At 72.7% G+C, this 21,163-nt stretch carries 13 protein-coding genes and 1 tRNA gene; 2 read left to right on the top strand and 12 right to left on the bottom strand.

The window, feature by feature from the left end; all coding sequences use genetic code 11:
- Positions 1-76 precede the first annotated feature (76 nt).
- Positions 77-796, top strand: coding sequence for a YigZ family protein (locus CRM73_RS02095; protein WP_017832861.1), 720 nt, complete (start codon positions 77-79; stop codon positions 794-796).
- Positions 797-910: 114 nt separating this feature from the next.
- On the opposite strand, the gene rpsA is transcribed toward CRM73_RS02095, so the two are convergent.
- The 4 genes from rpsA to CRM73_RS02075 all read right to left on the bottom strand — a co-directional run bounded on the left by rpsA (position 911) and on the right by CRM73_RS02075 (position 7,624).
- The gene (gene rpsA, locus CRM73_RS02090) at positions 911-2,401 is read right to left on the bottom strand and encodes a 30S ribosomal protein S1 (RefSeq protein ID WP_035924005.1); all 1,491 of its coding nucleotides are present in this window, start codon (positions 2,399-2,401) and stop codon (positions 911-913) included.
- 172 nt (positions 2,402-2,573) lie between these two features.
- Entirely contained in the window at positions 2,574-3,986 is a 1,413-nt protein-coding gene (locus tag CRM73_RS02085; RefSeq protein ID WP_017832863.1) for a GNAT family N-acetyltransferase, read from the bottom strand.
- 62 nt (positions 3,987-4,048) lie between these two features.
- Entirely contained in the window at positions 4,049-6,937 is a 2,889-nt protein-coding gene (gene polA, locus CRM73_RS02080; RefSeq protein WP_229586649.1) for a DNA polymerase I, read from the bottom strand.
- Between the two features lie 84 nt (positions 6,938-7,021).
- Positions 7,022-7,624, bottom strand: a complete 603-nt coding sequence (locus CRM73_RS02075; RefSeq protein ID WP_031282683.1) for an ANTAR domain-containing response regulator — start codon at positions 7,622-7,624, stop codon at positions 7,022-7,024.
- A 227-nt stretch (positions 7,625-7,851) separates the two neighbouring features.
- On the opposite strand from CRM73_RS02075, the gene CRM73_RS02070 reads away from it, so the two are divergent.
- Positions 7,852-7,935, top strand: a tRNA-Leu gene (locus CRM73_RS02070).
- Positions 7,936-7,984: 49 nt separating this feature from the next.
- On the opposite strand, the gene CRM73_RS02065 is transcribed toward CRM73_RS02070, so the two are convergent.
- The 8 genes from CRM73_RS02065 to CRM73_RS02030 form a co-directional block, all read right to left on the bottom strand.
- On the bottom strand, positions 7,985-8,443 hold the full coding sequence (locus CRM73_RS02065; protein ID WP_031282685.1) for a PaaI family thioesterase: 459 nt from the start codon (positions 8,441-8,443) through the stop codon (positions 7,985-7,987).
- A gap of 14 nt (positions 8,444-8,457) precedes the next feature.
- Positions 8,458-9,936 carry a pyruvate kinase gene (gene pyk / locus CRM73_RS02060; protein ID WP_035924007.1) on the bottom strand — a complete coding sequence of 493 codons (1,479 nt, stop codon included), beginning with the start codon at positions 9,934-9,936 and terminating at the stop codon, positions 8,458-8,460.
- A gap of 271 nt (positions 9,937-10,207) precedes the next feature.
- Positions 10,208-11,671, bottom strand: coding sequence for a glutamate synthase subunit beta (locus CRM73_RS02055; RefSeq protein WP_031283259.1), 1,464 nt, complete (start codon positions 11,669-11,671; stop codon positions 10,208-10,210).
- The gene (gltB, locus tag CRM73_RS02050; RefSeq protein ID WP_115162592.1) at positions 11,664-16,334 is read right to left on the bottom strand and encodes a glutamate synthase large subunit; all 4,671 of its coding nucleotides are present in this window, start codon (positions 16,332-16,334) and stop codon (positions 11,664-11,666) included. The genes CRM73_RS02055 and gltB overlap by 8 nt, the downstream gene beginning before the upstream one ends.
- Positions 16,335-16,637: 303 nt before the next feature.
- Positions 16,638-17,528, bottom strand: coding sequence for a prolipoprotein diacylglyceryl transferase (gene lgt / locus CRM73_RS02045; protein WP_229586648.1), 891 nt, complete (start codon positions 17,526-17,528; stop codon positions 16,638-16,640).
- 77 nt (positions 17,529-17,605) lie between these two features.
- On the bottom strand, positions 17,606-18,409 hold the full coding sequence (gene trpA, locus CRM73_RS02040) for a tryptophan synthase subunit alpha (protein WP_052132747.1): 804 nt from the start codon (positions 18,407-18,409) through the stop codon (positions 17,606-17,608).
- Between the two features lie 47 nt (positions 18,410-18,456).
- Positions 18,457-20,583, bottom strand: a complete 2,127-nt coding sequence (trpB, locus tag CRM73_RS02035; RefSeq protein ID WP_095651005.1) for a tryptophan synthase subunit beta — start codon at positions 20,581-20,583, stop codon at positions 18,457-18,459.
- Positions 20,584-20,732: 149 nt separating this feature from the next.
- Positions 20,733-20,996: an HGxxPAAW family protein gene (locus CRM73_RS02030; protein WP_017833959.1), complete on the bottom strand. Its 264-nt coding sequence runs from the start codon at positions 20,994-20,996 to the stop codon at positions 20,733-20,735.
- Between the last annotated feature and the right edge of the window lie 167 nt (positions 20,997-21,163).

Genomic DNA, 21,163 nt, shown 5'->3' with positions numbered 1-21,163 from the left:
TCGCGGCTGCTCCCCTGTCTAGCACCCCGTCCCGGTCCCGTCGAGGGCGCGCGGGGCCCGGCCTAGAGTGGGGAGCATGGACCCGGACCCCCTGCTCAGCCGCGCGACCCGGTACACGACGCTCGCCGCGGGCACGGAGGCGGTGGCCGAGCTGGAGATCAAGCGCTCCCGCTTCCTGGCGGTGCTGCGCCGGGCGCCCACGGAGGCCGAGGCCCGGGCCCTGGCCGAGGAGCTGCGGCGCGGATTCCACGACGCCCGCCACCACTGCTCGGCGTTCGTCCTGGGCCCGGACCGGGACGTGCAGCGCTCCTCCGACGACGGCGAGCCCGCCGGCACCGCGGGCCTGCCGATGCTCGAGGCCCTCGTGCTGCGGCGCACCGCCACGGACGCCGCCGGCCGGGACGTCACCGACCTCTCGGACGTGAGCGCCGTGGTGGTCCGCTGGTTCGGCGGCACCCTGCTCGGCGCCGGCGGGCTGGTCCGGGCCTACTCCGAGGCCGTGTCCCAGGCCCTCGACGGCGCGTCCCTGGTGGTCCGCCGGCGGCAGCGGCTCTACCGGCTCCCCGCCTCCCACGCGGACGCGGGCCGGATCGAGAACGAGCTGCGCGCGGCCGGGACCACGGTCCTGGACACCGCCTACGGAGCGGCCGGCGCGGAGCTGGGCCTCGCCCTGCCCGACGACGACGCGGCCGTCGCCGCGCTGCACTCCCGCGTGGCCTCGCTGACCGCCGGCGCCGGTGTCCTGCGGCCCGTCGGCACGGACTGGGTGGACACCCCCGCCGGCAGCCGGCCCTGAGCGGCGCCCGTCCGGTCCGGCGGCCCCGGGGACAGCACGACGGCCCCCGCCCTGCGAAGGGTGGGGGCCGTCGTGGTCAGCGCCGTGCGGAACGGCCTGGCGGTGCCTGTCGGATCAGGCTCCGGTCAGCTTCTCGCGCAGAGCGGCCAGGGCCTCGTCGGAGGCCAGGGTGCCGGAGTCGGCGGCCGGGGCCTCGGAGGAGTAGCTGGTCGGGGCCGGCGCGGACGAGGAGGAGGACGAGGAGGACGAGGACGAGGAGCTCGTCGTGCCGCCGGCGGCGGCCTCGGCGTCCTCGGCGATCGACTTCCGGACCTGCTCCTTGTGCGCCTCCCAGCGCGACTGGGCGTCGGCGTACTGCTGCTCCCAGGCGGCGCGCTGGGTCTCGTAGCCCTCGATCCACTCGTTGGTCTCGGGATCGAAGCCCTCGGGGTACTTGTAGTTGCCCTGGTCGTCGTACTCGGCGGCCATGCCGTACTGGGCCGGGTCGAACTCGGTGGAGTCCGGGTCCACGCCCTCGTTGGCCTGCTTGAGCGACAGCGAGATGCGGCGGCGGTCCAGGTCGATGTCGATGACCTTGACGAACAGCTCGTCGCCCACGGAGACGACCTGCTCGGCCATGTCCACGTGGCGCTGGGCCAGCTCGGAGATGTGCACCAGGCCCTCGATGCCGTCCTCGACGCGCACGAACGCGCCGAAGGGGACGAGCTTGGTGACCTTGCCCGGCACGACCTGCCCGAGGGCGTGGGTGCGGGCGAACAGCTGCCACGGGTCCTCCTGGGTCGCCTTCAGCGACAGGGAGACGCGCTCGCGGTCCATGTCGACGTCCAGGACCTCGACGGTGACCTCCTGGCCGACCTCGACGACCTCGGAGGGGTGGTCGATGTGCTTCCAGGACAGCTCGGAGACGTGCACGAGGCCGTCGACGCCGCCCAGGTCCACGAAGGCACCGAAGTTGACGATCGAGGAGACCGTGCCCGTGCGGACCTGGCCCTTCTCGAGCTTGTGCAGGAAGTTCGAGCGGACCTCGGACTGGGTCTGCTCGAGCCAGGCACGGCGGGACAGGACCACGTTGTTGCGGTTCTTGTCCAGCTCGATGATCTTCGCCTCGATCTGCTGGCCGATGTACGGCGCGAGGTCGCGCACGCGGCGCATCTCGACGAGGGAGGCGGGGAGGAAGCCGCGCAGGCCGATGTCGAGGATGAGGCCGCCCTTGACGACCTCGATGACGGTGCCGGTGACGACGCCGTCGTCCTCCTTGATCTTCTCGATGTCGCCCCAGGCGCGCTCGTACTGAGCCCGCTTCTTGGACAGGATCAAGCGGCCTTCCTTGTCCTCCTTGGTGAGGACCAGAGCCTCGACCTCATCACCCACGGTCACGACCTCGTCCGGGTCGACATCGTGCTTGATGGACAGCTCGCGGGACGGGATGACGCCCTCGGTCTTGTAGCCGATGTCGAGAAGGACCTCGTCGCGGTCGACCTTGACGACGGTGCCCTCGACGAGGTCGCCGTCGTTGAAGTACTTGATGGTCGCGTCGACAGCGGCGAGGAAGTCCTCGGCGGACCCGATGTCGTTGACGGCAACCTGCGGGGTGGTGGTGGTCATGTAGTAGGGGCTCCGATGGGGATAGTTTGTGATCAGTCGGAACGGAGATTGTCCGGCCGGACCGCGGCCGTTCCGAAGGATTGCTGGACAGGGCACGTGCAGAGCACGCACCGGGTCAGTCTACGGACGGAGGAAAAGGGGCGCAACACGCGACCCGCCGTGCCGCGCGGGCTCAGAACTGTGTGACGCCGTACGGGGCGGTCGGGGTCTCCATGAAGTCCTGCAGGTCCCGCAGCGCGTCCTCGTCCCGGGCCACGATCAGTCCCGCCTGCGCGAGGGTGCTCGCCTTCACCGCCCCGAGGTACAGGGACCCGAGCACGTCCACCCGCATCGCCACGTCGGCCCCGTCGGGCAGCTCCACCGCGGGGACCGACCGCCCGGCGTCGTCGTCGGCGGTGCGGGGCCGGTCGCCCAGCCGCTCGACCACGGGCGTGCCGCTGCTGGTGTCCAGTGCCCAGACGCCGTCGGCGTAGCCCATCGAGTCCACGAGGGAGATCACGATCCGCCCGCGGAAAGTGTACGGGCGGGCCTCCAGCGCGGCGGCGGGGTCCAGGACCCGCACCCACACCTTGTCGGACTCCGCGGTGACGCGGTACTTGGCCCGGTCCGCCATCGCCCACACCAGCGGGTCCTCCACGGGGGCGCGGCCGAAGCGGACCTGGTCCACGAGGTCCAGGGAGGTCACGAACTCCCACAGGGCGATCGACACGTCCGGGGAGGCGCCCACGAGGTCGAGCACCGTCAGGGTCAGCGGGTAGGAGGTGTTGGGCTCGAACCGGTAGGTCACGTAGCCGTCCGGGCGCATCGCGTCGTCGTAGTGCACGGCGCAGCGCACCTCGGGGTCCGCCTTCTGCGGGGTGATGGCGTACTCCCCCGTGTACTCGGGCCAGTGGTAGGCCACCCGGCTCACCGACCCGTGGGAGCTCTCGTGGAAGCGCTGGAAGAGCACGGGGGCGAGCTGGCGCACCGCCTCACCGTCGGCCATCTCCACGCTGCCCACGGTCGGGGCCTTGAGCTGCAGGCGGGTCGTGGCGTCCACGGTGACCTCGCGGTTGAACGTGGCCGCGCCGAACCCGAACCGGCCGTAGATGGTGGCCTCGGTCGCGGTCAGCAGCGCCACGGGGTAGCCGTCCCGCCGGGCGCGGTCGAGCTCTCCCGTCATGAGCCGGCGCAGCAGCCCGCGGCGGCTGTGCGTGGGCCGCACGGTGACCTCGGAGATGAGCCGGGCCCGCAGCAGCCGGCCGCGGCCCGCGTTGAGCGAGCCCTCCCAGGAGGTGAAGGTCGCCACGGGCCGCCGGGTGGGGAGTGCCGCCTCCGGCACGGCGTGCGGGTACGCCGCCCGCAGCCGCACCCGCTCGGCGTGCATCCAGGACAGGGTGCGCTCGAGGGTCTCGTCGGTCGGCTCCGCCTGGTGGAAGCCCTGCCGGATGGCCCGCACCCACTCCACGGCGGCCGGGTTGGCCGCGACGCCGCCGGGGCCCACGCCGAACTCCGCGAAGGTGTAGTCGTGCCCGCCGGCCGAGTAGGACTCGGTCACGGTGCCGGGGGTGGACGGTGTCGTCGGAGCGTCGTGCTGGGGGTCCATGGTGGGTTCCTCGTTCGCGGTGGGTTCGGGGAGCGGGCCGGCCGGGGCGCCGGTCCGGCCGGTCAGTGGGCCGCCTCGTGCCAGGAGCGGCCCGCGCCGACGTTGACCTCCAGCGGCACGGACAGCTCGGCGGCGCCGCCCATCTCCTCGCGCAGCACCCGCTCCACGGTCTCGCGCTCCCCGCGCACGACCTCCACCACGAGCTCGTCGTGGACCTGCAGGAGCATCCGGGAGCCGAGGCCCTCGTCGGTGAAGCGCCGGTCCACCCCGAGCATCGCCTTCTTGATGATGTCGGCGGCCGAGCCCTGGATGGGGGCGTTGAGGGCGGCGCGCTCGGCCATGGAGCGCAGCTGCCGGTTGTCGCTGGAGAGGTCCGGGAGGTACCGGCGGCGGCCGTCGATCGTGGCCGTGTAGCCGTCCTCGCGGGCCTGCTCCACGACGCCGCGCAGGTAGTCGCGCACCGCCCCGAACCGGGTGAAGTAGTCGCTCATCAGGGTGCGGGCCTCGTCGACGGGGATCCGCAGCTGCTTGGAGAGCCCGAAGGAGCTCAGCCCGTAGACCAGCCCGTAGCTCATGGCCTTGACCTTGGAGCGCATGGGCGCGGTGACCTCCTCCGGGGCCACGCCGAAGATCTTCGAGCCGACGAAGCGGTGCAGGTCCTCGCCGCTGCGGAACGCCTCGATCAGCGCCTCGTCCCCGGACAGGTGCGCCATGATGCGCATCTCGATCTGGGAGTAGTCGGCGGTGAGCAGCTGCTCGTAGGCCCGCCCGTCCTCCGGGCGCCCGACCACGAACAGCCCGCGGATGCGGCGGCCCTCCTCGGTGCGCACGGGGATGTTCTGCAGGTTGGGGTTGGTGGAGGACAGCCGGCCGGTGGCGGCGACGTTCTGCATGTAGGTGGTGTGCACGCGGCCGTCCTCGGCGATGGCCTTCTGCAGGCCCTCGACGGTCTGGCGGAGCTTGTTGGCGTCCCGGTAGGCCAGCAGGCCGGCGAGGAAGCGGTGCCCCTTGGAGTCCGGGTCGGTGCGGGTGAGCAGCTCCGCCACGGCGTCGGCATCGGTGGTGAAGCCGGACTTGATCTTCTTGGTCTTCGGCAGCCCCAGCTCCTCGAACATCACCTGCTGCAGCTGCTTGGTGGAGCCGAGGTTCACGGGCTCCGCGATCTGGGCGTGCGCCTCCTGCTGCGCCTGCTCGATCACCCGGGCGAAGTCGTCGAGCAGGACCTGCACGCCCTCGGGGTCCACGGCGATCCCGGCGAGCTCCATCCGGCCCAGCACCACGGCCAGGGGCAGCTCGAGGTCCGTGAGGAGGGCGGTCTGGTGGGTCTCGGCCAGCTTCTCCAACAGGTGCTCGGAGAGCTGGACGGTGACGACCGCCAGCTCCGCCTCCCGCCGGAGCACCGCCGGGGCGGGCCAGGGCTCGGCGTCCAGGGCGAGCTGCTGCTGCCCCTCGGCGGCGGGGCCGTCCGCGGCGGGGGCCACCGCCAGGCCCAGCCGGTCCTCGAGCAGCGCGGGGAGCTCGTAGCTGCGCCGCGCCGGCTGCAGCAGGTAGGCCGAGAGCTGGGGGTCGTCCACGACCCCGGCCAGCGGCAGGCCGCGCACCGCGAGGGACTTCCAGACGTCCTTGAGCCCGTCCACGATCTTGGGCCGGTCCGCGTCGGCCAGCCAGCGGGCCAGTGCGGACTCGAGGTCGGAGTCGGCGGCCGCGAGGTCCAGGAACAGCGCGGACGGCTGGTGGCCGCCGCGGGCGAGGACCACTCCGGAGAGCTCGCGGGCGCCCGGCAGCACGGGGTCGTCGTCGCGGTGCAGGGCGTGCAGCACCACGGGGCCCTCCCCGCCGGCCAGCCACTGCTCGAGGTCCTCGGCGGTGCCGGGGCGCTCCACCTCGCCCAGGCCGAGGTCGGCCGGCGGGGCCGCCTCCTCGGCGGGGCGCCCGAAGGCGTCGAAGAGCCGGTTGCGCAGGCCGTCGCCGAACTCGAGGTCGTCGAAGACCTCCCCCACCGCCTGGGCGTCGGGCTCGGGCAGGCCGGCGTCGGCGAGGTCGACGTCCAGCGCGAGATCGGTGATCAGGCGGTTGAGCCGGCGGTTGCGCTCGACGTCGGCGCGGTGCTCGCGCAGCGCCTCGCCCTTCTTGCCCTTGACGCGGTCCGCGTGCGCGAGGATCGCGTCGACGCCGCCGTAGGCGAGGATCCACTTGGCCGCGAACCCCGCGCCCACGCCGGGGATCCCGGGGAGGTTGTCGGCCTGCTCCCCGGTCAGGGCCGCGAGGTCCGGGTAGTGCTGGGGCGGCACCTTGTACTTCTCCACCACGGCGGCGGCGTCCATGTGCTTGAGGTCGGACGGGGTGCGCCCGGGGTAGACCACCGTGACGTGCTCGTCGATCATCTGGAAGGCGTCCCGGTCCCCGGAGAAGACCAGCACCTCGTAGTCCTGCTCGGCGCCGCGGCGGGCGAGGGTGGCGAGGACGTCGTCGGCCTCGTGGCCCTCGGCGGTGACCACGGGCACGCCCAGGGCGTCGAGGATCCGGCGGATCTGCGGGACCTGCCCGTGGAACTCCTCGGGCGTCTCGTCCCGTCCGCCCTTGTACTCCTCGTACTCCTGGGAGCGCAGGGTGGGGCCGTCGAGGTCGAAGGAGACCACCAGGTGGGTGGGCTTCTGCTCGCGGATCAGCTTCACGAGCGTGTTCACGAAGCCGTAGACGGCCTCGGTGTGCCGGCCGTCGGAGGTCACGAAGGCGGGCCCGCCGCCGTACTCCGCGGCGCGGGACAGCGCGAAGAACGCGCGGAAGGCCAGGGAGTGGCCGTCGACCAGCAGCAGCTTCCGCTCGGGCCGGGAGACCGGGTGGGGGATCTCGACGTCGACGGGGTGGTCGGTGTCGGTCCCGACGGTCACCGTGCGGACAGCGGTCTCGGGGCTCGGGTCGGTCTGCGTGTGCTGCGTCGTTTTCTCCACGGACCCATCCTAGGGCCGGGCGGGAGCCGGGGCAGGCGGTCCGCCGGGGCCCGGCGGGTCAGCCCGCGCGGCCGGACGGCGCGCTCAGGCGACCTGGTTGATGATGGCCTCGGCGACCTCCCGCATGGACAGCCGGCGATCCATGGAGGTCTTCTGGATCCAGCGGAACGCCTCGGGCTCGGTGAGGCCCATCTTGGTGGTCAGCAGCGACTTCGCGCGCTCCACGAGCTTGCGGGTGGCGAACTGCTCCTTCATGTCCGAGACCTCGCGCTCGAGCGCGGCGATCTCCTCGGCGCGGGAGATCGCGATCTCGATGGCGGGCACGAGGTCGTCCACCGTGAACGGCTTGACCACGTAGGCCATGGCCCCCGCCTCGCGGGCCCGCTCCACGAGCTCCCGCTGGCTGAAGGCCGTCAGCAGGACCACCGGGGCGATCCGGTCCGAGGCGATCTGCTCCGCCGCGGTGATCCCGTCGAGGACGGGCATCTTCACGTCCATGAGCACGAGGTCGGGGCGGTGCTCGCGGGCGAGCTCCACGGCGCGCTGGCCGTTGTCGGCCTCCGCGACCACCTCGTAGCCCGCATCCTGGAGCATCTCCACGATGTCCAGGCGGATCAGGGTCTCGTCCTCGGCGACCACCACCCGGCGGGCCGGGCGCAGGTCGTTCTCCGCCGCCTCGCCGGACAGGTCGTCGCGGGTCTCGGGCTCCTCCGCCGGGGAGGGGTTCGGCTGCTCCGTCACGCTGACTCCTTGGCTGCTGGTGCGTCGTTGCCCGCGCCGCGCGGGCGGCGGGGCCGGCGGCGCCAGACTGCCCGGCGCCGCGCATTCCGTCCGATCAGCCCCAGCCTATAACTGTTGTAGAGTGGTTGAGCGCAGGAGCCGCCCTCCCGAGGCGGCGCGGACTGCGACCGCAGGCCCAAGTGGCGGAATTGGCAGACGCGCCGCACTCAAAATGCGGTTCCCCTGGAGTGTGGGTTCGAGTCCCACCTTGGGCACCAGCACCCCGGACCTCTCGGTCCGGGGTCTTCTCGTCCCACCCCCGTGCCGTCAGCCCGCGGCGCCCCGCTCCCGCACCAGGTTGGTGACCCGGGCGGTGGACAGCCGCCGCCCCCGCTCGTCGGTCATCACGACCTCGTGGACGGTGAGCGTGGCGCCCAGGTGCAGCGCCGTGCACGTGCCGGTGACCGTCCCGGAGGCCACGCCGCGCTGGTGCGTCGCGTTGACGTCGACACCCACCGCGTACCGCCCCGGACCGGCGTGCACGCTCGCCGCGGTCGAGGCGAGCGTCTCGGCGAGGACGCAGTGCGCTCCCCCGTGCAGGATCCCGCCCGGCTGCGTGTTCGGCTCGACCGGCATCGTGGCGACCGCCCGCCCGGGCGTGAGCTCCGTGAACCGGATGCCCATCGCCCGGGCCAGACCGCCCATCCCGTGACCGGGGAAGGCGGCGTGCAGCTCCTCGGGGACCCCGTGCTCGCGCAGGTCCCGGGAGTGCTCCTCGGGGGTCATGGCCGGGAGGCTGCTCACCCTTCCCGCCACGGTCCCACGCGCTCGCGCCGCTGCCCGCTGCCCAGCAGCTCCCCGGCGTCGGCGACGTCGCCCACGCGGTGCACCTTGACGAGGTTCGTGGTGCCGGCGACCCCGGGGGGCGAGCCGGCGCAGATCACCACGAGGTCGTCCTTGCCTGCCAGACCCTGCTCCTGCAGGTGCAGGTCGACCTGCCGGGTCATCTCGTCCGTGTGGTCGACCTTCGCGACCTGGATGGGCTGCACCCCCCACAGCAGGGACATGAGCGCCGTGACGAGAGGCTCCGGGGTGAACGCCAGGATCGGGTGGGCCGGGCGCAGCCGGGACAGCCGGCGGGCGGAGTCCCCGGACTGGGTGAACGTGCAGAGGTAGCTGACGTCGAGCTGCCGGGCGATGGTCACCGCCGCCCGCGTCACCGCACCGCCGCGGGTGCGCGGCTCCGTGCCGAGCGCCGGGACCCGCTCCAGGGCCTGGGACTCGGTGGCCTCGATGATGCGGGCCATCGTCTCGATCGTCTCGATCGGGTACTTGCCGACCGAGGTCTCCCCGGAGAGCATGACCGCGTCGGCGCCGTCGAGCACGGCGTTGGCGCAGTCGGAGGCCTCGGCCCGGGTGGGGCGCGGGCTGTCGATCATCGACTCGAGCACCTGGGTGGCGACGATCACGGGCTTGGCCCAGCGCCGGGCGAGCTCGATGGCGCGCTTCTGCACGATCGGGACCTGCTCCAGCGGCAGCTCCACGCCCAGGTCACCGCGGGCCACCATGATGCCGTCGAACGCGTCGATGATCTCGTGCAGGGCGTCCACCGCCTGCGGCTTCTCGATCTTGGCGATCACCGGCAGCCGCCGGCCCTCCTCGTCCATGATCTCGTGCACCCGCACGATGTCCTTGGCGTCGCGCACGAAGGACAGCGCGATCAGGTCCACGCCGCGGCGCAGGGCCCAGCGCAGGTCGTCCTCGTCCTTGTCGGACAGGGCCGGGACGTTCACGGCCACGCCGGGAAGGTTGATGCCCTTGTTGTTGGACACCGCCCCGCCCACGACCACCTCGGTGGTGACGGTGGTGTCGGAGACGGCGGTGGCGCGCAGGGCGACCCGGCCGTCGTCGATGAGCAGCGGGTCGCCCACGTTGACGTCGCCCGGCAGGGCCTTGTGCGTGGTGGAGCACAGGCTCGCGGTGCCCTCGACGTCCTCGACGGTGATGGAGAACACATCGCCGGGGAGCAGCTCGTGCGGGCCGTCCGCGAAGCGGCCGAGCCGGATCTTCGGTCCCTGCAGGTCCGCGAGGATCGCGACCGTCTGCCCGGCGTCCGCCGAGGCGCGCCGCAGGTTCTCGTAGGACGCGTCGTGCACGGAGTGGTCGCCGTGGCTCATGTTGAGCCGGGCCACGTTCATGCCGGACCGGATCGCCTGGGAGAGGTTCTCGTACGAGGAGATGGCCGGGCCGATCGTGGCCACGATCTTTGCTCGTCGCATGTGTGCCGCCTTGGGTCGAGGGATGCCACCGGGGAGGACGCGCACAGCACTGCGGCCGGGGGCTCCGTCGCGCAGGACACGACGCAGCTCCCGGCCGCACTGCCTGGATGTCCGCCCTGGGGCGGGAGGTCGTTCCCAGCCTACCAACGCCGCCGCCGGTGTCGAGGCGCCCGGCCCGTCGGCCCGCCCCGGACGTGCGACGGCGCGGGCCGCCCCCTCCCTCTCGGAAGGGGGCGGCCCGCGCCGCGGGACCGTGGGGCCCGGTGCCGTCCTACAGGGTGAGGTCGATGGCCCGGTCGGTCGGGGCCACGGGCTCGGGCAGACGGGTCGAGCCCATGAGGAACCGTTCGACGGCGGCCGCGCAGGCGCGGCCCTCGGCGATCGCCCAGACGACGAGGGACTGGCCGCGGCCGGCGTCGCCGCACGCGAAGACGCCGTCCACGCTGGTCATGTACCGGTCGTCCCGGGCCAGGTTGGTCCGGCCGTCCAGCTCGGCGCCGATCTGCTCGGTGATGTCCTCGGACTCGTTGCCGGTGAAGCCCAGGGCCAGGAAGACGAGGTCCGCCGGGATCACCCGCTCGGTGCCGCCCTTGGGGGCGCGCCGGCCGTCGGGCAGGTACTCGGTCTCGGCGACCTTCAGGCCGGTGAGCCTGCCGCCCTCCCCCACGAACTCCACGGTGGAGGCCATGTAGGTGCGGTCGCCGCCCTCCTCGTGGGAGGTCGAGACCTCGAAGACCTTGGGCATCATCGGCCACGGGTCGGCGTCGGAGCGGTCCGCGGCGGGCTTGCGCCCGATCGCCAGGGACGTGATCGACGCCGCGCCCTGGCGGTTGGCGGTGCCGATGCAGTCCGAGCCGGTGTCGCCGCCGCCCAGGACGATGACGTGCTTGCCCGCCGCGGAGATCTGGTCCTCGACCTCGTCGCCGGCCACCACGCGGTTGCCCTGCACCAGGTAGTCCATCGCGAAGTGGACGCCGTCCAGGTCCCGGCCCGGGATCTCGAGGTCCCGCGGCCGGGTGGCGCCGGTGGCGACCACCACGGCGTCGTAGCGGCGCTTGAGCTGGTCCCAGGTGATGTCCTTGCCGATCTCCACCCCGGGGCGGAAGCGGGTGCCCTCGGCGCGCATCACGTCGAGGCGCCGGTCGAGGACCTCCTTCTCCATCTTGAAGTCGGGGATGCCGTAGCGCAGCAGCCCGCCGATGCGGTCGTCGCGCTCGTAGACCGCCACCGTGAACCCGGCCTGGGTCAGCTGCTGGGCGACCGCGAGGCCGCCGGGCCCGGAGCCCACGACCGCCACGGTCTTGCCGACCAGGCGCTGGGGCACGTACGGCTTGACGATGCCCTCGTCGAAGCCCATCTCCCCGATCGAGTACTCGATCTGCTTGATGGTCACCGCCGGCTGGTTGATGCCGAGCACGCACGAGGACTCGCACGGGGCCGGGCAGACCCGCCCGGTGAACTCCGGGAAGTTGTTGGTGGCGTGCATGCGCTCGACCGCCTCGGCGTCGAGGCCCCGCCACACGAGGTCGTTCCACTCGGGGATCAGGTTGCCGAGGGGGCAGCCCTCGTGGCAGAAGGGGATCCCGCAGTCCATGCACCGGCCGGCCTGCTTCTGCAGGACCCCCCGGTCCTGGGCCTCCTGGACCTCCTTCCAGTCCATGATCCGGACGGGCACCGGCCGCTTGGGGCGGTCGACGCGCTCGGTCACCTTCATGAAACCGCGCGGATCAGCCACGGGTCGTCACCTCCAGGATCTTGTGCCAGGCCTCGTCGCCGTCGGGGTCCTGCCCCTGGGTCCGGGCCTCTTCGCGGATGCCCTGCACGGCGGCGTACTCCCGCGGCAGGACCTTGGTGAAACGCCCGAGCGTGGCCACGGGGTCGGCCAGGAGCCGGTCCGCGAGCTCGGAGCCCGTCTCCTCGGCGTGCTTCGTGATGAGCGCCAGCACGACTTCGGCGTCCGCCTCGTCCAGGGGCAGCAGCTGCAGCTCGCCGCCGTCGCGCGCCTGCTTGTTGACCGAGGTCTCGGCGAGGTCGATGACGTAGGCCACGCCGCCGGACATGCCGGCGCCGAAGTTGCGCCCCGTGCGGCCGAGCACCAGGGCGGTGCCGCCGGTCATGTACTCGCAGCCGTGGTCGCCGATGCCCTCGACCACCGCCGTGGCGCCCGAGTTGCGCACCAGGAACCGCTCGCCCACGGTGCCGCGCAGGAAGATCTCCCCGCTCGTGGCGCCGTAGCCGATCACGTTGCCCGCGATGACGTTCTCGGAGGCCTCGAACACCGCGTCCCGCTCGGGGCGCACGATGATCCGCCCCCCGGACAGGCCCTTGCCGCTGTAGTCGTTGGCGTCGCCCTCGAGCCGCAGGGTGATGCCCTGCGGGAGGAACGCGCCGAGGGACTGGCCGGCCTGGCCCGTGAGCGTCACGTCGATGGTGTCGTGGGCGAGGACGTCCGTGCCGAACGTCCGCGTCACCACGTGGCCGAGCATCGTGCCGACCGCGCGGTCCGTGTTGATGATGTGCTGCTGGATCCGCACGGGCTCGCGCTTCTCCAGGGCGGCCCGGGAGAGCCGGATCAGCTCGTTGTCGAAGTGCTTCTCCAGCTCGTGGTCCTGGCCGCGCATGTTGCGCACCGCCGCGCCCCGGTGCTCGAGCACCGTGGAGTGCAGGATCGGCGAGAGGTCCAGCCCGTGCGCCTTCCAGTGGTCGATGGCGTCCTTGGTCTCGAGGACCTCGGCGTGCCCGACGGCCTCCTCGATCGAGCGGAACCCGAGCTGGGCCAGGTACTCCCGGACCTCCTCGGCGATGAACTCGAAGAAGTTCACCACGTGCTCGGCCCGCCCCGTGAACCGCTTGCGCAGCTCCGGGTTCTGGGTGGCCACGCCCACCGGGCAGGTGTCCAGGTGGCACTTGCGCATCATGATGCAGCCCTCGACGATCAGCGGCGCCGTGGCGAAGCCGAACTCCTCCGCGCCGAGCAGCGCGGCGACGATCACGTCCCGGCCGGTCTTCATCTGCCCGTCCGCCTGGACGACCACGCGGTCCCGCAGCCCGTTGAGCATCAGCGTCTGCTGGGTCTCGGCGAGGCCGAGTTCCCAGGGGGCGCCGGCGTGCTTGAGGGAGTTCAGCGGGGCCGCGCCCGTGCCGCCGTCGTGCCCGGAGACGAGCACCACGTCCGCCTTGGCCTTGGTGACGCCCGAGGCCACGGTGCCGATGCCGATCTCGGAGACCAGCTTGACGTGCACCCGGGCCTGCGGGTTGGAGCGCTTGAGGTCGTAGATCAGCTGCGCCAGGTCCTCGATCGAGTAGATGTCGTGGTGCGGCGGCGGCGAGATCAGGGACACGCCCGGGGTGGAGTGGCGCGTGCGGGCGATCCACGGGTACAGCTTCTGGGCCATGAGCTGGCCGCCCTCGCCGGGCTTCGCGCCCTGGGCCATCTTGATCTGGATGTCGTCGGCGTTGGTCAGGTACAGGCTCGTGACGCCGAACCGGCCGGAGGCCACCTGCTTGATCGCCGAGCGCCGCTGCGGGTCGAGCAGCCGGTCGACGTCCTCGCCGCCCTCACCGGTGTTGGACTTCGCGCCGAGCCGGTTCATCGCGATCGCCAGGGTCTCGTGCGCCTCCTGGGAGATGGAGCCGTAGCTCATCGCCCCGGTCTGGAAGCGCTTGACGATCGAGCTGACGGGCTCGACCTCCTCGAGCGGCACCGGCTTGCGGTCCGCGGTGAAGCCGAGCAGCCCGCGCAGGGTCAGCAGCTTCTTCGTCTGGTCGTCCACGAGCTTCGTGTAGGACTTGAAGATGTCGTAGCGGCCGGTGCGGGTGGCGTGCTGCAGCCGGAAGACGGTCTGGGGGTTGAACAGGTGCGGCGGGCCGTCCCGGCGCCAGTCGTACTCGCCGCCGGTCTCGAGGTCCCGGTGGGGCTCGGTCACGCCGTCCGCCGGGTACGCCCGGCGGTGGCGGGAGGCCGTCTCCTCCGCGATCACGTCGAGGCCGATGCCGCCGATCTGGGTGTGGGTGCCGGTGAAGTAGTCGTCCACGAGCTCGCGCGACAGGCCGAGGGCCTCGAAGACCTGGGCGCCGCAGTAGGAGGAGACCGTGGAGATGCCCATCTTGGACATGATCTTCTGCACGCCCTTGCCCAGGGCCTTGATCAGGTTGTGCACCGCGTGCTCGGTGGTGATCCCGGTGAGGTCGCCCGAGCGGACCAGCTCCTCCGCGGACTCCATCGCCAGGTAGGGGTTCACCGCGGACGCGCCGTAGCCGATGAGCAGCGCCACGTGGTGGACCTCGCGCACGTCACCCGCCTCCACGACCAGCGCCACCTTGGTGCGGGTCGCGGAGCGCAGGAGGTGGTGGTGCACGGCCGAGGTGAGCAGCAGCGACGGGATCGGGGCCCACGCGCCGTTGGAGTCGCGGTCGGAGACGATCACGTACTCGACGCCGCGGGCCACCGCCGCGGAGACCTTCTCGCAGATCTCCGCGATCCGGGCGCGCAGGGACTCCGCGCCGCCGTCGGGGCGGTACAGGCCCCGCACCTTGAGGGCCGCGGGCATCCCGTCCTCGCCCTCGAGGTGCAGGAACTGGTCGAGCTGGTCGTTGTCGATGACCGGGAAGTCCACCGCGACCTGGCGGGTGCGGACCCGCTCGGTGGTCAGCAGGTTGCCGGAGGGGCCCACGGAGCCGCGCAGGCTCGTGACGAGCTCCTCGCGGATGGCGTCCAGCGGGGGGTTGGTGACCTGGGCGAAGGACTGCACGAAGTAGTCGAACAGGGTGCGGGACTTCTCGGAGAGCACGGCGATCGGGGTGTCGGTGCCCATCGCGTAGATGGGCTCGGCGCCCTTGGCCGCCATGGGCCCGACGATCATCTTCAGCTCCTCCTGCGTGTACCCGAAGGTCTTCTGGCGCAGGGTGATGGAGGAGCGCGGGTGGATCATGTGCTCGCGCTCGGGGAGGTCCGTGATGTCGACGATGTTGCTGTCGGCCCACTCCTCCCACGGGGCGGCGGAGGCGATCTGGGCCTTGATCTCGGCGTCCTCGACGATCCGGCCCTGCGCGGTGTCCACGAGGAACATCGTGCCCGGGGACACGCGGCCCTTGCGCACGATCTTGCGGTCCCCGACGTCGACGACGCCGACCTCCGAGGCGAAGACGACCAGGCCGTCGTCCGTGACCCAGAACCGGCCGGGGCGCAGCCCGTTGCGGTCCAGCAGGGACCCGACCTGCACGCCGTCGGTGAAGGCCACCGCGGCGGGCCCGTCCCACGGCTCCATGAAGGAGGCGTGGTAGCGGTAGAACGCCTTGCGGGCGGGGTCCATGGTCTCGTGGTTCTCCCAGGCCTCCGGGATCATCATCATCATGGCCTGGGTGACCGGGCGGCCGGAGAGCACGAGCAGCTCGGCGACCTCGTCCAGGGACTGCGAGTCGGAGGCGCCCTCCGAGCAGATCGGGAACAGCTCCTCGGGGTTGCGGCCCAGCAGCGGGGACTTCAGCTGCGACTGGCGGGCGCGCATCCAGTTCCGGTTGCCCTTGACGGTGTTGATCTCGCCGTTGTGCGCGAGCGTGCGCATGGGCTGGGCCAGCGGCCACGAGGGGAAGGTGTTGGTGGAGAACCGGGAGTGCACGATCGCGAGCTCGGTGGTGAACCGCTCGTCGGACAGGTCCGGGTAGAAGGGCTCGAGCTGCTGGGTGGTCAGCATGCCCTTGTAGACGATCGTGCGCGAGGACAGCGAGGGGAAGTAGACGCCGGACCGGTTCTGGGCGCGCTTGCGCAGCCGGAACGCCTTCTGGTCCAGGCGCCGCCGGGCGGCCTCGTCCTCGGGGGCCGGCGTGGTCTCGGCCACGAAGAGCTGCACGAAGTAGGGCATGACCTCCCGCGCGGACCGGCCCACCACGGACTCGGCGATCGGGACGGGCCGCCAGCCGAGGACCTGCAAATCCTCGGAGCGCGCGAGATCCTCGAGGGCGCCCTGGATCCGCTCCGCGTTCTCCCCGCCGTGCGGGAGGAACGCGGTGCCCACGGCGTAGCCGCCCAGGGGCGGCAGCTCGAAGTCCAGCACGGCGCGGAAGAACGCGTCCGGCAGCTGGGTCAGCAGCCCGGCGCCGTCACCGGTGCCCTCGTCGCCGCCCACGGCGCCGCGGTGCTCCAGGTTGCGCAGTGCCGTCAGCGCCGCGTCGACGATCTCGTGGCTCGGGGCGCCGTTGAGGGTCGCGACCACGGCGAGGCCGCACGCGTCCTTCTCCTCGTCCGGGTGGTAGAGGCCCTGCTCCTCGGGCGCGTTGGAGAACTGCTCGAACGGGGACTCCGGCTGCTCCTGCGCGGTCTCGGCGGGATCGGCCGGACGCGGGTCCGTGCCGCCCTGGGCGGAAGTGTCACCGGGGGTGCCGGCCGGGGTAGAGGTCATGACTGACGTCTCCTCACCATGGGATGCGGTCAACAGGAGCGGCCCCCGCGGCAGAGCTCCGGTCGGGAGGTGCCGCCGGATCGTGAGCTGCCGCCGACGTCCTCGAGCAGTGGTCGAAGAGGTGCCGGGCGGCGGAAGGGCCCCGTTCCAGGAATGTCCGACGATGGACGATCGTGGCGTGCACCGGAGCGGTGGACGTGGTTCACCCGTCCGCCCGTCAGGCGCTGGAAAAATCTAGCACTCAGATGTTACAGCTCTGAAAACTCTCCGGCCAGGAGCCCCGGTGCGGCCCCCGGTGCGGTATCAGGCGCGCGAGGGCTCCACCGCGGCGCCGCGGGCCCTGCGGCGGCGGAGCACCGCCGCCGCGAAGAGGGCCAGCCCGAGCAGCACGAGCCCCAGGGCGGTCCACACGTGCACGCGCAGGCCCAGCACCATGAGGGACGGGTCGATCCGCAGGAACAGCTCGATGAGCATCCGGCCCAGGCCGTAGTGGACCAGGTAGAGCGCGAAGAGGCGGCCGCCGTCCAGGCGGAACCGCCGGTCCAGGGCCAGCAGGAGCACCACGCCGAGCAGGTTCCACAGGGACTCGTAGAGGAACGTGGGGTGGAAGAGCGTGTCGGCCGGCAGCCCGGCCGGGAAGTTCGGGCTGCCGGGGTCGATCTCGAGGCCCCACGGCAGGGTGGTGGGCCGGCCGAAGAGCTCCTGGTTGAACCAGTTGCCCCAGCGCCCGATCGCCTGCGCGAGGAGCAGGCCGGGTGCCGCGGCGTCGGCGAAGACGGCCAGGGAGACGTTGTTGCGGCGGCACACCCACCACGCGGCCGCCGCGCCGAAGGCCACGGCCCCCATGATCCCGAGGCCTCCCTCCCAGATCCGCAGCGCGTCGACGGGGTCGGCGCCCGGGCCGAAGTAGCCGGCCGGGTCGGTGATGAGCACGTGGTAGGCGCGGGCGCCCACGATCCCGGCGGGAACGGCCCACATCACGATGTCCCACACGATCTCCGGGTCCAGCCCCCGGGCCGTCCAGCGGCGCGTGGTCAGCCACAGCGCCGCCGCGATGCCCGCGAGGATGCACAGCGCGTAGGCGTGCACGGTCAGCGGGCCGAGCGAGAAGCCGGACCAGTCCGGGGAGGGGATGCCCTGCCGGAGCGGGGCGCTCATCAGGGCGGGCACGGGGGGAACGGCGCTCAGCAGCATGCGGTGGGGCCTCGGCTCGTGGGGTCGTCGGGACGGGCGGCCCCGCCCGGAGGAGGGCGGGGCGCCACGTCACGCTATCAGGCGCGCCCGGCCAGTTCCCGGGCCAGCGCGCCCACGGCCTCGGGGCCGCCGTCGGCCAGCGCCTGCACGAGGGCGGTGCCCACGATGACGCCGTCCGCGTAGGCCCCGATCTCCTCGACGTGCTCCCGGCGGGAGACGCCCAGGCCCACGCACACGTGCTGGGCCCCGGCGGCGCGGGTGTCCGCCACGAGCTTCTCGGCGACGTCGGAGACGGCGTCCCGGGCGCCGGTGACGCCCATCACGGAGACCGCGTAGACGAAGCCGCTCGCGGCCTTGACCACCAGGTCGAGCCGCTCCCGCGAGGAGGAGGGCGCCACCAGGAAGATCCGGTCCAGGCCGTGGGCCTGGGACGCGGCGAACCACTCCCGGGCCTCGTCGGGGATCAGGTCGGGGGTGATCATCCCCGCTCCCCCGGCCTCGGCGAGGCGGCGGGCGAACGTGTCGACGCCCATCTGCAGGACGGGGTTCCAGTAGGTCATCACCACGGGCACCGCGTCGGTGCGCTCGGCCACGGCACGGACCACGCGGAACACGTCGGCCACCCGGAAGCCGTTGGCGAGGGCCGTGGTGGTCGCGTGCTGGATCACCGGCCCGTCCATGACGGGGTCCGAGTACGGGATGCCGATCTCGATGACGTCGGCGCCGTTGGTGCCCAGGGCCACGGCCGCCTCGATGGACTCGTCGACGGTCGGGAAGCCGGCGGGGAGGTAGCCGACGAGGGCCGGCCGGCCCTGGTCCCGGCACTCGGCGATGCGCGCGGCGAGCCTCGAGCCGGGGTCGGCGCTCAGGCCCGGCGGCAGGAGGCGGGAGGCGAGGTCCGCCCCGGGGGTCTCGTGTCGGGTGGTGCTCACAGTCGCTCGCCCTTCTCACCGAGCTCGGCCTCGGCGCTGTCGTCCGGTAGCATCCCGAACCATTCCGCGGCGGTCGCCACGTCCTTGTCGCCGCGCCCGGAGAGGGAGACCACGATGATCTTCTCCGCGGCCGCCTCCGGCCCGAGCTCCTCCACCCAGCGCCGGCCGATCTTCAGCGCGCCGGCCAGGGCGTGGGAGGTCTCGATGGCGGGGATGATGCCCTCGGTGCGGCACAGGAGCCGGAAGGACTCCATCGCCTCCACGTCGGTGATCGCCTCGTAGCGCGCCCGCCCGATGTCGTGCAGGTAGGAGTGCTCGGGGCCCACGGCCGGGTAGTCCAGGCCCGCGGAGATCGAGTGGGACTCGAGCGTCTGCCCGTCCTCGTCCTGCATGAGGTAGGTCCGGGCGCCGTGCAGCACCCCGGGGCGGCCCAGCGAGATCGTGGCGGCGTGGCGTCCGGACTCCACGCCGTCCCCGCCGGCCTCGAGGCCGTAGAGCTCCACCGAGGGGTCGTCCAGGAAGCCGTGGAAGATGCCGATCGCGTTGGACCCGCCGCCCACGCAGGCCGCGACGGCGTCCGGGAGGCGCCCGGCCTGGGCCAGGATCTGCTCGCGGGTCTCCTCGCCGATCTGCTCGTGGAAGTAGCGGACCATCGCGGGGAACGGGTACGGCCCCGCCGCGGTGCCCAGCAGGTAGTGGGTGTGCTCGACGGAGGCGACCCAGTCCCGCAGGGCCTCGTTGATCGCGTCCTTCAGCGTGCGGGAGCCGTTGGTCACGGGCACCACGGTGGCTCCCAGCAGCTCCATGCGCGCGACGTTGAGGGCCTGGCGCCGGGTGTCCTCCTCGCCCATGTAGACCACGCACTCCATGCCGAACAGGGCGGCGGCGGTGGCCGAGGCCACGCCGTGCTGGCCGGCGCCGGTCTCGGCGATCAGCCGGGTCTTGCCCATCCGGCGCGCCAGCAGGGCCTGGCCGAGCACGTTGTTGATCTTGTGCGAGCCGGTGTGGTTGAGGTCCTCCCGCTTGAGGAAGATCCGGCACCCGGCCTCGGCGGCGAAGCGCTGGGCCTCGGTGAGCAGGGAGGGCCGGTTCGAGTAGTCGCGGGAGAGCCGCTGGAACTCCGCGGTGAACTCCGGGTCGGCCTTCGCCTTCTCGAACACGTCCGTGAGCTCGTCGAGCGCGGCGATGAGGGACTCGGGCATCCACCGGCCCCCGAAGTCCCCGAAGTACGGTCCGGGGGCCTCGCGCAGGGAGGCGGCCTCCGCGGCGACGGCCTCCGCCTCGGCCTCGGGGACGTGCCGCCGGGCGCGCGCGGCGGCACCGGCCGCGCGGAAGGCCGCGATGGTGGACGCGGGCTCGGCGCTGCGCACGAGGGCCTCGCCGACCAGGACGGCCTTGGCACCGTGCGAGGCGTAGAGGGCGATCTGCTCCTCGCCCTCGACGCCGGACTCGGCCACGATCACCGCGTCCTGGGGCAGGAGGCCGGCGAGCCGGCCGAAGGTCTCGACGTCGGTGTCGAGGGTCTTGAGGTTGCGGACGTTGACGCCCACGATGCGGGCGCCCACGGCGACCGCCCGCTCGATCTCCTCGGGCGTGTGCGTCTCCACCAGGGCGTGCATGCCCAGCTCGTGGGTCAGCGCGAGGAAGCGGCGCAGCTCGTCGTCGGAGAGGGCGGCGACGATCAGCAGGACGAGGTCGGCCCCGTGGGCGCGCGCCTCCCAGATCTGGTACTCGTCGACCGTGAAGTCCTTGCGCAGCACGGGCACCCCCACGGCCGCGCGCACGGCGTCGAGGTCCGCCAGGGAGCCGTTGAAGCGTCGCTGCTCCGTCAGCACGGAGATCACCGAGGCCCCGCCGTGCTCGTAGGCCGCGGCCAGGCGCGCCGGGTCCTCGATCGGGGCCAGCGCGCCCTTGGAGGGGCTCGAGCGCTTGACCTCGGCGATGACCTGCACGGCGTCCGTGCTGGGTCCCCGGAGCGCCGACTCGGCGTCCAGGGCCGGCGGCCGCTGCGCGGCGGCCCGGCGGAGCTCGTCGAGGCCGACGCGCTCACGGCGCTCCGCGAGATCCGCCCGGACGCCCTCGATGATGGCGTCCAGGACCGTCCCGGTGCTCTGTTGCGACATGGTTTCCTGTCCTCTCGGCGGCGCTGGCCGCGCTGGTGCGTTCGTGGGCCGCGCCCGGACCGGGCGGGGACGGCGACCGGTCCCTTCCGGGGACCGGTCGGCCCGTGCGCGTGCCGCGCTCCCGGGGCCGGCCCGTGCCGGCCCCGGTCTCAGCCCTGGTGCTGGCGCGCCTCGTGCTTGCGCTGCTCGGAGCCGCTGCCGTGGCCCATCCTGCTCAGCACGGCGCCGGCGACGAGCCCGACGACGACCAGCACGATGCCCGCGATCAGCAGGGCGGTGCTGCCCACCGTGAAGCCCACCACGCCGACGATGACGCCCACCGACATGATGCCGACGGTCACCCACGCGGCCAGCGTGTTGCCGTGCCCCACGAAGCCGGTGTGGTCGAGGACGATCTCGTTTCCGTTTGCCATGTTGTTGCACTCCCGATTTCCCTGCCGGAGCCGGCCGGCTCCGCGCGCACGGCCCCGGCGGGGCGCGGCGGTTGCTGACAGTCTGTCCCGTCCCATTGTGCCACCCCTCGGCCCGCGCCCGCGCACGCCCCACGGGGCCCCGGGGCGCCCGCTGCCCCGCCGCGGCG

The sequence above is a fragment of the Kocuria sp. CCUG 69068 genome, assembly GCF_020833785.1.
Classification (GTDB): domain Bacteria; phylum Actinomycetota; class Actinomycetes; order Actinomycetales; family Micrococcaceae; genus Kocuria; species Kocuria rosea.
Note: the sequence above shows the minus strand (reverse complement) of the source record. Positions and strands in the feature narration are given on the sequence as shown.